Source organism: Mariniphaga sp., from assembly GCF_041687215.1.
GTDB lineage: Bacteria > Bacteroidota > Bacteroidia > Bacteroidales > Prolixibacteraceae > Mariniphaga.
On sequence record NZ_JAWLCI010000043.1, the window covers coordinates 1 to 13,850 of the forward strand.

Here is a 13,850-nt window from a genome sequence, read left to right on the forward strand (position 1 = left end):
TCTTCTCACCCCGACGAAATTGAAAGGACCGGCATATGATTGCCGGTTTTTTTATTTCTTTTTTCTTTACCCGAAATTTCCGAAACCTGATTTTTTTCCGATTTTTGCAGCTTCAATTTTAAATCGGGGAAAAAATCAAACAGGCAGCATGACAAACATCAAAAAACAAATGGGGTTCGACAACGAAAAATATCTGCAGGAACAAACGGTTGCCATACTCGAGCGGGTTCATCGTTTTAACCACCGCCTCTACCTTGAATTTGGCGGAAAACTGATGTTTGATCATCATGCGGCAAGGGTACTTCCGGGATTCGACCCCAATGTAAAAATGCGGCTTTTACAAAAGCTGAAAGACAAAACCGATGTTATTCTTTGTATTCATGCCGGCGATATTGAGCGCAAAAAAATGCGGGCCGATTTTGGCATTACCTACGACGTGGATGCCCTGAAAACCATTGACGATTTCAGGGAATGGGGAATAGAAATTACAGCGGTGGTTATTACCCGTTATCAAAACCAGCCGCCTGCCGAAGCATTTAAAAACAAGCTGGAAATGCGGGGAATTAAAGTGTATTTGCACTACCCCACCAAAGGCTACCCCACCGATGTGGATTTGATTGTGAGCGACCAGGGTTACGGAGCCAACCCATACATTGAAACCACCAAACCCATTGTGGTGGTTACCGGTCCCGGCCCGGGAAGTGGCAAACTGGCCACATGCCTCAGCAACCTGTATCACGAATATAAAAAAGGAATCAAAGCCGGTTATGCCAAATTTGAAACTTTTCCGATTTGGAATTTGCCGGTGAACCACAAGGTAAACATTGCATATGAAGCAGCCACCGTTGATTTGGATGACAAAGTACTGATTGACGAACACCATTTGAGTGCTTACAATGAGGAAGTGGTGAATTACAACCGCGACATTGAAGCTTTTCACTTGCTCAAACGAATTTTTGAAAAAATTACCGGTGGGGAATCCATGTACCAGTCGCCCACCGACATGGGGGTGAACCGGGCCAGTGCAGGAATTATCGACGACCGAATCATTTCTGAGGCATCGCACCAGGAAATAATCCGGAGGTATTTCAGATGTGCTGTGGAATATGCCATGGGACTGGCAAATAAAAACACTGTTGAACGGATAAAAAACATCATGGATAAGGTGGGTGCAAAACCTGAAGACCGGAGTGTAGTGCAGCCGGCGCGTGATGCAGCCAAAAATGCCGAAGCTACCGGAAAAGGCAATCAGGGCATTTACTGCGGAGCTTCCATTGAACTTCCCGACGGCACTATCATTAAAGGAAAAAACTCACCGCTGATGCACGCGTCATCGAGTCTTATTTTAAACGCCACAAAACACCTGGCCGGACTGCCCGACAGCATGTACCTCATTCCGCAAAGTATTATTGACTCAGTTACCCACCTGAAAAAAAATATACTGAACGGAAAAATGACCAGTCTGGATTTGGATGAAACGCTGATTGCGCTTGCTATTAGCGCGTTATCTAATCCGGCAGGACAAATGGCGCTGGAAAAATTGAAGTATTTGGAGAATTGTGAAGTGCACCTTACCCACATTCCCACTCCGGGAGATGAAGCCGGTTTGCGTAAACTGAAAGTCAACCTCACTTGCGATCCGGAATATTCAAGCAAAAGCTTGTTTATGAGTTAAAAAACAGTTCTAATCAAACAATCCGGGCAGAAACAGCGACAGTGCCGGGATGTAGGAAACCAGCATCAAAATAAGAATACTTACCAAAAGAAACGGGAAGCCGGCTTTAGCCACTTTTTCCATCGAAACTTTTCCGATGCCCGAAGCTACAAACAAACAAACGCCTACTGGTGGCGTGTTTAAACCTATTATCAGATTCAGTACGGCAATTACGGAAAATTGAATGGGATCAATTCCTACCGAAACCGCAACATTCAACAAAATCGGGTAAACAATTAACAGGGCAGCAATGGTTTCCATAAAAGACCCGATTATTATGAGCAGTATATTAATGAGCAGCAACAGCAAAAACTTGTTTTGGGTGATGGTAAGCAACCATTCGGCCAAACTCTGAGGTATTTGTTCGCTAATCAGAATCCAGCCAAATAAATTGGCAAATCCAACTAGCAGCATCAGCGAGGCGGTGGTTCCGGCCGAGTTGGTCATCACAGAAACAATGCTTTTCCAGGTGAGTGTCCGGTAAAACAAAGTTCCTATAAGCAAGGCATATAAAACAGCAACTACCGAAGCTTCGGTTGGGGTAAAAACACCACCGATTATTCCGAAAAGAATCAGAAAAGTCATCAGTAATGCCCAGAAAGCATGAATGAACCCGCTTCCTCGTTGTTTCCAGCTTGCTTTTGATTGTTTGGGATGGTTTTTCCGGATGGAGATATTGTACGAAACCACACCCAGACCAATGGCCAGCAATACTCCCGGAACGGCGCCTGCCAAAAATAATTTACCGATGGAAATGCCTGTGAGGGAACCTGCAATAATCATGGGCAAACTAGGCGGGATGATGGGGCCGATGGTAGAGGAAGCAGCAGTAACGGCACAGGAAAAATCAGCTTCGTACCCTTCCTTTTTCATAGCAGGAATCATAATCGAACCAATGGATGCCGTGTCGGAAATGGCGGTACCGGAAATGCCGGAAAAAATCATGGATGCTCCGATGTTGGCCAGTGCCAGCCCTCCCCTGATGTGCCCCAGCAGATTGTTGCTGAACCGGATGATACGGTCAGTCATGCCGCAACTGTTCATTAAATTGCCGGCCAGAATAAATCCGGGAATACTCAAAAGCACAAAAACATCAATTCCGGAATACATTTTCAGGGGAATAATAACCAACGGATATCCTTCGAATAAAATATAGGTGAATGTTGAAATCGCCAGGGCGAAGGCAATGGGAAAACGCAGGAGCAACAAAACGAAAAAAACTACAAACAACAGCCAAATCATACTATTTCCGCTTAAATGAGTGATAAAGATTTGCAAACGTGAAAAGAATTACCGACAGTCCGATTAACGTGATGCTGATAAACACAAAACCCATGGTGATTTGCAGGGCCGGCGAAAGTTCATCCATTCCAAGCTGTACAAATTTTACACTGTGAACAGTTAAAATGATCGCAAAAACAACAACCGCCACATCCGTAAAAAAATTCAGCCATTTGTTCAGCCATTCGGGCAAATATTTGGTAATCAGATCAAGCCGGATAAAATCGCCGTTTTTTATTCCAATTGCAGTACCAAACCCCACGGAATAAACAAAAAATATGCGGGCGGCTTCCTCTGTCCAGTGGGGTGCGCTTTCCAGGAAAAACCTGGCAAAAACCTGTATGGTAACAGCCGCAATCATGGCCACAAGGCTAATTAAGGCACCGGCTTTAAACAGTTTATAAATCAGATTCATCGGTTTCATTTTCAATTCCCAGTTCGGTAATTTTTTTATACAATGCCCCGTACGCTTCGGGCAGGGCTTCCAGCACAGCAGCTTCGGCTTTTTTCCTGAAAGCCTCCACATCCGGTTCAATAAATTGCATTCCCTTATCTTCCAGTTGATGCCGCAAAAGTTCTTCCTGCTTCACAAATTCTCTTTCATGATATTGCTGCATCTGTTTTCCGGCCTCCAGAACCTTTTTCTGCAAATCTTCCGGAAGCGACTGAAACTGTTTTTCGCCAATCACCACATAAATCCAGCTTGTTACATGGCGGGTGAGATTCAGGTATTTCTGCACTTCGAATAGGCCGGCACTATAAATGAGCGCAAACGGATTCTCCTGCGCCTCCACTGTTCCCTGCTGAAGGGCGGTAAAAACTTCGGAGAAAGTCATGGGTGTGGGTTTGGCTCCCAGGGCCTGCCAAACCTGCACAAACAGCGGCACATTGGGCACTCTGAGAATGATTCCTGCGAGGTCTTCGGGTTGGGTTATCGGCCGGTTGGAAGTGAGGTGCCGTGGCCCGCGTTCAAAATAGCCAATGGGCCTGACACCAATTTCACGGATCATTTCAGTGGCTATCTCCTGCCCTATTTCACCTTCAACCACTTGTTTCAGATGTTCGGAATCGCGGATAAGATAGGGCACTGCCAAAAGTGCCGTTATACCTGCCCAGTTTTGCATGCTTTCTCCGGTAATGGTCATTTCCACAATTCCGGCCCTGATGCTTCGTATCATATCCAGTTCCACGCCAAGCTGCTCGGCAGGGTGCACTCTTACTTCAATCCGTCCTTCGGAAAGTGAATCGAGAACATGGGCAAAATGCAGCGCCGAACGATGCCAGATATCCTGCTCATTAGCCTGGTGCCCCAGCCGTAAAATATACTCAGGACCTTCACCCGAATTCCGACAGGAGAAACAAAAAGTTAAAATCAGAAGAAAAACAGTAAAAAACTTCATACAGGTTTTATTTCACAGTTTCACTTTCCTAGTTTGTCAGAAGGCTAAAATTAGGATTTTTATTAAAACAGAACCACTCCTTCAATAAAGAGTGGTTCTTATTATCAAAAATAATCTATGGAAATTTGTTCAACAGGCCAATTCCCAAGCCCTTTTGTTTTCAGTATTCATGCTATTTTCGAATTACTGTATCACCAAATCCGATAATATATCGTAACCTTTAAATCCATAAAAACTTTCAGCATACTGCTGAAATTTAGACCGGCTGTTTTCAAGTGCTTTCATCCGTTCCCAGTCATTCAAGGCACCGTTTTCATCGCCGAGTTCGTAGCGGCAGATTCCTCTGAACATGAGCAATGATTCATCTTTTGGCAAATACCTTATGCCAGCATTAAAATGCTTCATTGCTTTTTTCGGCTTGCGATAAACCAGCAACTGCCTGCTGCCTTTATCAAAATGTAATTTTGCTTTCTCGTGGAAATCAGCAGTTTTCAGTTCCTTAAATTCATTCCATTTAAAAACAATGCTTACTTCTGATCGCATTGGAACAACATTGTTGTTGATTCTTCCAGGTGTCCACATGCCACTGGTTTTCTCCAATAAGCTGATAACATGGCCATCAATTTCAGGCGACAGGCTGTTTATCACATAGAATGCAGTCAGTTTCCCTTCGGGAGTAACCACAAATTCAACAACCTCGGTACCTTCTACTTTTTGCTTGATGCATTCATCGGGATAACAAGCGCAACCCCGCAAATAATCATTTAAAGATGCACAGGTTTTACCTTGTGTGAGCATCTCGAAATTCTTCCCGTTAAATTCGGGCTGGGTCAATTCTTCCTGGCCCCATGCCATGGCAGAAAATACCAGGCACATTGTAAATAAAATAATTGTCTTCATGGCTTTGAAATTTTTGTTAAACAATTGAACTATTTCCTTTATTCAAAGTTCCGGTAAAAAGCCATGCAACGCATAGCAACCATTTTGCAATGGGTTTAACTTATTTATAAAAGTTTGTACTTATTTTACAGAAATTGAAATTATTTGTCAGTATAAGTTTTCATGCATTTAAATGGTGCTTTAATTTAAAAAAAAAATCCGGAAACCATTTTTGGGAAATTAAATTTGTGTGTTTGGGAAAACAATACATTTTTAAAACATTTGAGATTCCTGGCTGGATATTGCTGCGTAATTAGTCGCTGAAAACCCAAAATCCTTCACCATACATTGTTGCAACGTTGGTTTCAAAATTGTACATTCCGGTTATGGCTACTTCGGCAGTACCCCCTTCAAATCTGCCAACACCTTCGTAAACGTTTATCACACCTGCAATTGCTCCGTTTGTAATATTCAGACTCAGAGTGCCGGTGTAGAGAAAATAGTCACCCCTCATCATGGTGTGTTTTCCCTCGACATGCTCAATAACCAGTAGTTTTTCGGAATCGAAATCACAACTGACAACATTCCAGATACTTTTTTCAGTGTCCAGTTTTCCGCCTTGCGCTTCAATTCCCGACATCCAGCCGCCTTTTAAAACTTCCACCTCAAGCTCTCCGGGGGTACATAAAACAGAACCCTGCGAAAAATCAGGTACGCTGGTAATCCAGCATTTTGCTGGTATGGGCACTTTGGCCTTTTTAAGTTCGGAGTTATTTTCCGGGTTTAAAAAATCCTGGTTGGTTTCAAATTCTGAACATCCGGAAATCAGAAAAGCAATCAGAAAAAAAACGAAGAAATAATTTAGTTTTTTCATGACATGTAATTTTAAGTTTATACTGAAGAAAATCTATCAATTACAATGTCTGGATTAATAGTCGGAAAGCGATTGAATCTTTTTTCAAATGATTACAATCTCTGGTCAATTCTTAAAACTATTTTTAAAATGTTTTAATTTTCTGTCAGGGGATTTATATGTTCAGTAAATGCTGGTATTTTTTATGAATTAATCACTTTCTTCCACCCATTTTTTTACACGCTCATGTTCTGCCAGGTATTTATTTTCCATTTGTACAAGCAGCTCGCTGAACCGTTTTTCATCCGCAATCTTTTCAAACAAAGGGTCATCTTTGGCCAGGTTAACCCACCAAAACGGAAACGTTTTATTTTTAATGAATTCATCGAGCAAATGATAGGCTTCTGCCTTTTTTCCCTGAAATGCATAAACGGCTGCCAAATCGTAAAATGCCCTGCTGTTTTGGGCAAAATCGCGCTGTTTTTCAATAGCCTCCAGACAGTAATTTTCTTCCAGTGCAAAATATTCATCAGCCTTTGCATGTTGCCCCGTTTTGTTGTATGCCAGTGCAATGCGATGTGCTTCACCCAGGTCGAGAATATTCAGCGAGTCTTTTTGTTGCATCCATTTTTTATAATAGTACAACGATTTTTCGTAGTTTTTCAGAAGATTGTAATTGCCCCCCAACCGGCGCAATAAATTCACATTACCGGAATCAAAACTGAGGGCCAAGTCCAGGTATTTTTCAGCCTTCATATAATCCCGGAAATATTGTTCAATTGTACCAACTGACAGGTAATAATTTAAGGAATCGCCAGTGTTGGTTAAATCAAATGAATTTTTAAAATGCGCTTTGGCCTCCTCTTTAAAACCTGCACAGGCAAAGGCAAAACCAAGCTGACTGTAAAGCTCTGCAAAACCAGGCCCCTGATTGAGCGATATGGCTTTTTGTCCGTTTTGAATTGCTTTTACAAAATCGGGTTGCCGCCAGGTATAAATGCGGGATAAAACCGAATAAGCTTCCCAAAAGTTTGGATTGATTTCCAGCGCATTCTGAATATCGGCCAATGCTTTGCGGTCGTCGTTCATTTCGTAGTAGTATTTTCCGCGAATTAAAAACGCCTCTTCCGATTGTTTATCGTAATCCAACGCACGCTGAGCCAGGTAAAATGCAGAATCCAGAAAATTCTCTTCAAAATAGGTTGTATTGTAGTTTTTTTCCCAGTAAATAGTTGCCAGTGCGGCAAAGGAGGGAGCATGTGTTGAATCAGCAGTCAGCGCTTTTTCGAAAAAAATTGCCGCTTTGTCTAATACTTCCCTGCGGCTGTTGTCCAGTTGATACATAAAAAACTGATTTCTTCCCTGCCGGAAAAAATCATGCGCCTCCACATTGGTTTCATTTACTTTCTCCAGCAACTGTTTTTCTGTTGGAGACAAGCGGACGTGCAGTTCATTCGCCACCAGTTGCGCCGCTTCATTTTGAAAAACAGAAGCATTTTCCGGGTTCTCCTGAAATTTTCTCTGCCAAATCAGTTCTTCATTTTCTGCATGATAGAGTTTTAAAAAAAGAATAGGGCCTTCTTCTGTTTTCTGAAAAGTAGATTCCAGCAATGCAGAAACTTTCAGTTCCTTCCCAATATCTTTAATTGATTGGGAAGTTTCGCGGTATTTTTCCACAGAGGTGCGTGAAATAACACGCAAATCTTCCAGTTTCATTAATTTGTCCAGTATCTCTTCCATGCAACCTTCTGCCTGATATTGATAAGCCGGAGGACCAATATATTTTACGGGGAGAACGGCTATGGATTTTTCAACCGGAACATCACTGTTAATACCGGAAATCCGTCCGGTTAAAAAAAAGTAAACGAGTGCAAAAACTACAATCAAAGCACCTGCAAAAAAGAGTATTTTGGGAATTTTCCCTTTTGCTGGTTGTGCTTCACTGGTTTTTATTTTTTCACTTTTTTTATACTCACCTGGCGAAATGCCAAAATATTCATGAAAACACTTATTGAAATAGGTTGGGCTGCTAAAACCCACTTTGTATGCAATTTCAGAAACTGATAAATTTTCATTCAGAAGGATTTCTTTTGCTTTTTCCAGCCGTTTTTCGCGGATGAACTGGCTGATGTTTTTTTGCAGGTTTTCTCTTATCCGCCGGTGGAGGGAGGAATAGCTCATTCCCATTTTGGCAGCCAACTGTTCCGGGCCAAAATTTTCATCGGACAGATTCGCAAGAATAATTTCATTTATTTCATCAATGAATAAATTATTCATAAACAACTAATTAGGTATTTAACAATCCACCCAGCTAAAATTCATACAATTTATTTTCAACAAGCCATTGCTTTACCTGCTCCTTTAAAACCAGATTTTTATATTCTACTTCAGCAACTATCTTCTGAAATTCAGCTTCATACCGGATGTTTTCAAAAAGAGGATCTACTTTTATAAAATTCCCGAAATATTCAGCCATGCTATATTCCGCTGAATTAAATTCATGCAGGTACTTGTAAGCAGAGTCCCTTTCATTCCGGAAAGCATAAACAGTAGCAAGATCATAATACCTTACCTTCCACCATGGCCGCTGTTCTTTAAGTACATCAGTGGTATATTTTATCTGCAGATCAAAACACTGATTGGCCATCTTGTAATCACCAGTCATCCAGTAAAGATATCCTAGCCTATGCGTAATATGGTGCATTAATCCCTCCCGATTTCCAAGGATTTTCTTTATGCGTAGAAAATAATATAAAGCTTTTTCATAATCTCCTGAAGCCTGTTTACAATAGGCCAGATGCTCTAAAACAGAAGTGCTGTTACTGTCTGATAAATAAATCTTCAACAGATCCTGCTCAAGTTTATCATCCCATTGCTGCATGGAAAAAGCCTTTGACGCCTTAAAAAATACATAACTTAAACTATCTTTATCCAGGTCAATAACTTTTTTATAATAAAACTCAGCTATTTCATAAAAACCAATTCTCATATAAACAATACCAATATTCCTGATAATATTTATCTTTTCTTTCGAGTTACAAAGACTTAATGCTTTATGGAAATCCTTCAATTGCAGAAGCCAGTCATATCTTTCAGACTGGCCCCTTCTGAAATAAGCCATCCAATCGCTGGGATTTAATTCAATTGCCTTGTTAAAATCATTTCTTGCCTCCTCCAGATGATTCTGGTACGCATAAACATCTCCGCGGCAACGGTATGCTTCGGCTAAAGTTTTATCGTGGTAAATAGCTTTATTGGCATAAAAAAGGGCTGAATCCATTGGATCATCAGCAAAAAACTTTCTCCACCAGTTATAATTCATATAAAGACTTGATATTCCAACGTATGCCGGAGCACAACAAGAATCAAGCTGTATTGCATTTCGCAATAAATTTCGTGCTTTATGAAAAAGAAGCGTATCTCCTGTAATTTCATAATTCCATACCAAATCTCTTGCCTGCATATAATAATCATAAGCAGTCAGGTTTAGAGTTGAAAATTGTTCAATCAGGTACCTTTCCCGTGGAGTTATTGTTGCACCTGTTTTATCAGCAATTGCATCAGCAACTTCACTGTAAATTTTAAATATTTCTTCTTTTTCCCGGTGAAACCTTTCGTTCCAGATAATCTGCCTGTTATCTCCTCTCATCAGACAAGCATAAATCAATATGTCTTGAGCTTCATTCAGATATGTCAGCTTTAAATAATAGCCTGCTGATATATTACGCATAAAACTCTGCTGGTTAAAAACAGAATCTGTTTCAAATACCACCAGGTCGTGTATCCTGGAAAGATGATTTATGATGTCGGCCCGGGCGCCTCTTCCCTGGTAGCTGAATTCAGGATGGCCAAGATACTCAACCGGTAATACTGCAACCGATTTTTCGAGTGGAATTTCTTTCTTAAACCAGTTGCCTTTAAAAATAACCAGGGCAATAAAAGCAATAATGACAAATGGAACGAAGTAGGCATAAACCGGAAACCTTTTTTTGTGGAGTTCCTTCGCATTAGAATCTTCTGAGTCTGGATCCGGATTATTTTCAGGTTTTTTTCTGTATTCTCCGGGAGAAACTCCTAAAAACTCATGAAAACACTTATTAAAATAAGTAGCACTTCCAAAACCTACTTTGTAAGCAATTTCCGAAACCGACAAATTTTCATTCAGCAGAAGTTCTTTCGATTTTTCCAGGCGCCTTTCGCGAATAAACAAACTAATGGTTTTGTTGTATTTGGATTTTATTTTTCGGTGCAAGGCAGAATGACTCATTCCCATTTTGGCAGCCAACTCTTCAGGGCCGAAATGCTCGTTGTGCAGGTTGGCATCAACTGTTTCCGTTAACTCCTGAATAAACTTGCTTTCCATAGACAATTTTTTTAAACCTTATAAAATGTTCTGTTCATCGAGCCATTTTTTTACGCGCTCGTGTTCTTTGAGGTATTTGTTTATAATTTCTGCCTCAATTTTTTTGAATTCTGAATCTTCCCGAATGGAATTAAATAAAGGATCCATTTTAATTAATTGTGAAATAGCAAATGTAATAACCTCAGCTTCACAAAATTTTTCAAGATTTTCCAGCGCTTTTTCTTTTTCACCAAAAAAAGCATGCAAGGCAGCCTCATCGTAAAAACTTGCTCTGTTAATTGCGTAAGGCCTGTTTTTTTGAGCTGACTCTTTGCTGTATTTTTGTTGTACGTACATAAATTCAAGGCCCATTTCTTTCTGACCTGCTTTCCAGTATGAATATCCAATTCTGTGGCTTGTGTTTAACAACATAATTCCAAGTCCATCTCTAAGGGCTAATTCAAAATATTCCAGCGACTTTTCATATTCCTCCATAAAACTATAGGAGCAACCTAAAAAGATTAAAAGTGTCTCATTTTCAGGATCGATTGAAATTCCTTTTAGTGCATAATATATCGATTTATCAAAATCACCTGAGTAAAACAAATTAGAAGTTAGATATACATAATAAGAAACAGAATCATTGTCAAGCATCAACTTTTGGTTCATTAATTTTTTTGCATAATCCACCATTCCGGCACTTGAAAAGACACCAATCAACTTTCTAAGGATGATTGAATATTCTTTACCTCTGTTTAAACGAGTGGCCTCATGATAATTTTTAACCGATAAAACAAGATCGCTTAAACGGTATAAGTCTCCCAAACCCAGATATGCTTTCCAGTCATTTGGATTGAGTTGCAGTGCCATCTCGAATTCTTTTTGTGCATTTTTTCCATCATCGTAAAAAAGGTAATAGTAACCCAATAATGTATGTGCTTCATTTATCTGGTTATCTATTGAGATTGCTTTCTCCAGAATAATTTTTACAGAATCGATAAAATACGCTTCAAAATAATTTTTCCAATAATAATTTTCCCAGTAAACAGAAGCAAGCCCTACATAAGCTTTAGCGAAAAGTGAATCAACTGCAATGGCTTTTTTAAAATAATTGCTTGCAGCTTCAATATATTCTTTATCGTTATAAATCTGAAAGTTTATAAATTCTTCATTTCCACGGCTGTAGAAATCATAGGCAGTCAGATTCAGACTGGGGATTTTCCCCACTCGCAGCTTTTCCTGTTCCGTCAGTTCAGCATTAAGCTCCCGGGCAACTGACTGAGCAATAATCCCTGGCAATTCAATGATATTGTTTAATTCATTTTTGTAATTAAATGATTTAATAACATTTTCATTATCAGCATCAACCAGGGTGAGAATCAGATTCATTTTACCATCTTCAACATATAAATTCCCATTAAGTATAAAAGAACAGTTTATTTTTTTTCCAATAACTTTATCTGTCTGATTTAAATACGGAAGTACGGACGTTGATGACATTACCCTTAACCCTTTAATTTGCGAAAGTTGATTTATTATTTCCATCATCATGGCGTTAGCGAGATAACTTTTATCAGTGTTCGCAGCCAAATAATTAAATGGGCGCACAGCAATGGATTTCTCCACCGGAGATTCATTTTTTAGCGTTGAAAATGTTCCATTCAGATACAAATAAGCAAATACCAGAATTAAAACCGAACCACCAATAAAAAAAAGTACTTTGGAGATTTTCTTATTTGACATTGGGATTTCGCCTGATTTTGCTTCTTCACCTTTTTTAAACTCACCTGGTGCTACACCAAAATATTCATGAAAACATTTATTGAAATAGGTAGCACTTCCAAAACCTACTTTGTAAGCAATTTCCGACACTGAATAATTTTCATTCTGAAGAAGTTCCTTCGATTTTTCCAGACGCCTTTCCCGAATAAACCGGCTGATGGTTTTGTTGCAAACGTTTTTCACTTTCCGGTGGAGCGCAGAATGGCTCATCCCCATTTGGGCAGCCAACTCCTCGGGGCCGAAATGCTCGTTGTGCAGATTGGCATCAACTGTTTCCGTCATTCTATGGATAAAGTCATTCTCCACCGGGTAATTTTTAAAGTCAGTTGTTTTTGCTGTAAATAAAATTACGTATTTTTTATTTATAAATCAACGCCTTAACCACTTAAGTTGTAATCACATTTTTTATTCACAACGATGGGTTTTTCGAAATGAAAGAGAACCAGGTTATTTCGATCTTCAATTTATATTAGGAGATTTTTTGCTTTATTTGTACTTCAAACAATTACGCTTTTGTAATATCTAAAACCAATTGAAATGAAAAACCTGATTGCAATTTTACTCCTTGCTGTTACCTTGGGATTAACAGCCCAAAACCGCGAAAAAGCTTTTGAAATAAACGAAAAGCTGGGCCATGGAATCAATTACGGGAATATGTTTGAATCGCCTTCAGAGGGAGCATGGGGAAACCACTGGCAACCGGAATATGCCAAAATTATTGCTGATTTGGGATTTAATCATGTGCGCATTCCCGTGCGCTGGGAACCGGCAAATCGCAGCCTCGAAAAACAACCGTACACCATTTATCCTTCCTTTTTTAACCGTATAAAACAAGTTGTGGATTCTTCCTTAAATAACGGATTGCACGTTGTTTTGAATATGCACCACCACGATGCGCTTTATAATGACCCGGAAGGACAAAAAGAACGATTTCTAAAACAATGGGAACAGATTTCCGGTTTTTTTAAAGATTATCCCGAAACCCTGGTTTTTGAAATTCTCAATGAACCGCATGATAACCTGACTGCTGAAATTTGGAATGAATTTATACCGGAAGCGCTGAAAGTTATCCGAAAGAAAAATCCGGAGCGGATTGTTATGATCGGTACTGCCAACTGGGGAGGCCTGGGTGGTTTGCCTCATTTGAAAATTCCCGACGATCCCAATATTATTCTTACCATTCATTATTACAACCCCTTCCATTTTACGCATCAGGGCGCAAGCTGGTCGGGCGAAGGCTCAAAAGAGTGGCTGGGAACAACATGGGACGACACGGAAGAAGAGCGCGAAGCAGTGCAAAAAGACTTTGCACCGTTAATTGCTCTGGAGAAAGAAAAAAACATTCCGGTTCATATTGGCGAATTCGGTGCTTACGAAAAGGCCGACATGGAATCCCGTATAAAATGGACCACTTTTTTAACCCGTTATTTTGAGGAATTGGGCTGGAGCTGGGCATACTGGGAATTCAGCGCCGGATTTGGCATTTATAATCCGGAGTCTAATACTTTTAAACAAGAATTGGTGGACGCTTTGCTGCACAATAAAATGCCTGAACCAGCAAAATAATTTTCAACCTTATAAGAACGGTAAAATAATTCA

10 protein-coding genes are annotated in these 13,850 nt (G+C 40.0%); 2 read left to right on the forward strand and 8 right to left on the reverse strand.

What is annotated here, in order from left to right; all coding sequences use genetic code 11:
• The first annotated feature begins 148 nt into the window (after positions 1-148).
• A complete protein-coding gene (locus ACESMA_RS14355; RefSeq protein WP_372949537.1) occupies positions 149-1,675 on the forward strand; it encodes a DUF1846 domain-containing protein in 1,527 nt (508 codons plus the stop codon).
• Positions 1,676-1,684: 9 nt separating this feature from the next.
• Here ACESMA_RS14355 and ACESMA_RS14360 read toward each other — a convergent pair whose 3' ends face one another.
• The 8 genes from ACESMA_RS14360 to ACESMA_RS14395 form a co-directional block, all read right to left on the reverse strand.
• Positions 1,685-2,956, reverse strand: a complete 1,272-nt coding sequence (locus ACESMA_RS14360) for a TRAP transporter large permease (protein ID WP_372949538.1) — start codon at positions 2,954-2,956, stop codon at positions 1,685-1,687.
• 1 nt (position 2,957) lies between these two features.
• Complete coding sequence (locus tag ACESMA_RS14365) at positions 2,958-3,410, reverse strand: TRAP transporter small permease (RefSeq protein WP_372949539.1); 453 nt, start codon at positions 3,408-3,410, stop codon at positions 2,958-2,960.
• Positions 3,394-4,395, reverse strand: a complete 1,002-nt coding sequence (locus tag ACESMA_RS14370) for a TRAP transporter substrate-binding protein (protein WP_372949540.1) — start codon at positions 4,393-4,395, stop codon at positions 3,394-3,396. The genes ACESMA_RS14365 and ACESMA_RS14370 overlap by 17 nt, the downstream gene beginning before the upstream one ends.
• A 183-nt stretch (positions 4,396-4,578) precedes the next feature.
• On the reverse strand, positions 4,579-5,295 hold the full coding sequence (locus ACESMA_RS14375; RefSeq protein WP_372949541.1) for an energy transducer TonB: 717 nt from the start codon (positions 5,293-5,295) through the stop codon (positions 4,579-4,581).
• Positions 5,296-5,587: 292 nt separating this feature from the next.
• Positions 5,588-6,148 (reverse strand): hypothetical protein, encoded by a 561-nt coding sequence (locus tag ACESMA_RS14380; RefSeq protein WP_372949542.1) that lies wholly within the window; start codon positions 6,146-6,148, stop codon positions 5,588-5,590.
• A 189-nt stretch (positions 6,149-6,337) separates the two neighbouring features.
• The gene (locus ACESMA_RS14385) at positions 6,338-8,404 is read right to left on the reverse strand and encodes a helix-turn-helix domain-containing protein (protein WP_372949543.1); all 2,067 of its coding nucleotides are present in this window, start codon (positions 8,402-8,404) and stop codon (positions 6,338-6,340) included.
• Positions 8,405-8,438: 34 nt separating this feature from the next.
• Positions 8,439-10,490 (reverse strand): helix-turn-helix domain-containing protein, encoded by a 2,052-nt coding sequence (locus ACESMA_RS14390; protein WP_372949544.1) that lies wholly within the window; start codon positions 10,488-10,490, stop codon positions 8,439-8,441.
• An 18-nt stretch (positions 10,491-10,508) separates the two neighbouring features.
• Positions 10,509-12,557, reverse strand: coding sequence for a helix-turn-helix domain-containing protein (locus ACESMA_RS14395; protein ID WP_372949545.1), 2,049 nt, complete (start codon positions 12,555-12,557; stop codon positions 10,509-10,511).
• 231 nt (positions 12,558-12,788) lie between these two features.
• Here ACESMA_RS14395 and ACESMA_RS14400 point away from each other — a divergent pair, with 231 nt between their 5' ends.
• Positions 12,789-13,817, forward strand: a complete 1,029-nt coding sequence (locus ACESMA_RS14400; protein WP_372949546.1) for a glycoside hydrolase family 5 protein — start codon at positions 12,789-12,791, stop codon at positions 13,815-13,817.
• The last annotated feature ends 33 nt before the right edge of the window (positions 13,818-13,850 follow it).

Bases quoted from the DNA above. Each gene is read 5' to 3' on its own strand.
- ACESMA_RS14385 (WP_372949543.1), bottom strand. From the start codon at position 8,404: ATGAATAATTTATTCATTGATGAAATAAATGAAATTATTCTTGCGAAT.
- ACESMA_RS14360 (WP_372949538.1), bottom strand. From the start codon at position 2,956: ATGATTTGGCTGTTGTTTGTAGTTTTTTTCGTTTTGTTGCTCCTGCGT.
- ACESMA_RS14365 (WP_372949539.1), bottom strand. From the start codon at position 3,410: ATGAATCTGATTTATAAACTGTTTAAAGCCGGTGCCTTAATTAGCCTT.
- ACESMA_RS14375 (WP_372949541.1), bottom strand. From the start codon at position 5,295: ATGAAGACAATTATTTTATTTACAATGTGCCTGGTATTTTCTGCCATG.
- ACESMA_RS14380 (WP_372949542.1), bottom strand. From the start codon at position 6,148: ATGAAAAAACTAAATTATTTCTTCGTTTTTTTTCTGATTGCTTTTCTG.
- ACESMA_RS14370 (WP_372949540.1), bottom strand. From the start codon at position 4,395: ATGAAGTTTTTTACTGTTTTTCTTCTGATTTTAACTTTTTGTTTCTCC.
- ACESMA_RS14355 (WP_372949537.1), top strand. From the start codon at position 149: ATGACAAACATCAAAAAACAAATGGGGTTCGACAACGAAAAATATCTG.
- ACESMA_RS14400 (WP_372949546.1), top strand. From the start codon at position 12,789: ATGAAAAACCTGATTGCAATTTTACTCCTTGCTGTTACCTTGGGATTA.
- ACESMA_RS14390 (WP_372949544.1), bottom strand. From the start codon at position 10,490: ATGGAAAGCAAGTTTATTCAGGAGTTAACGGAAACAGTTGATGCCAAC.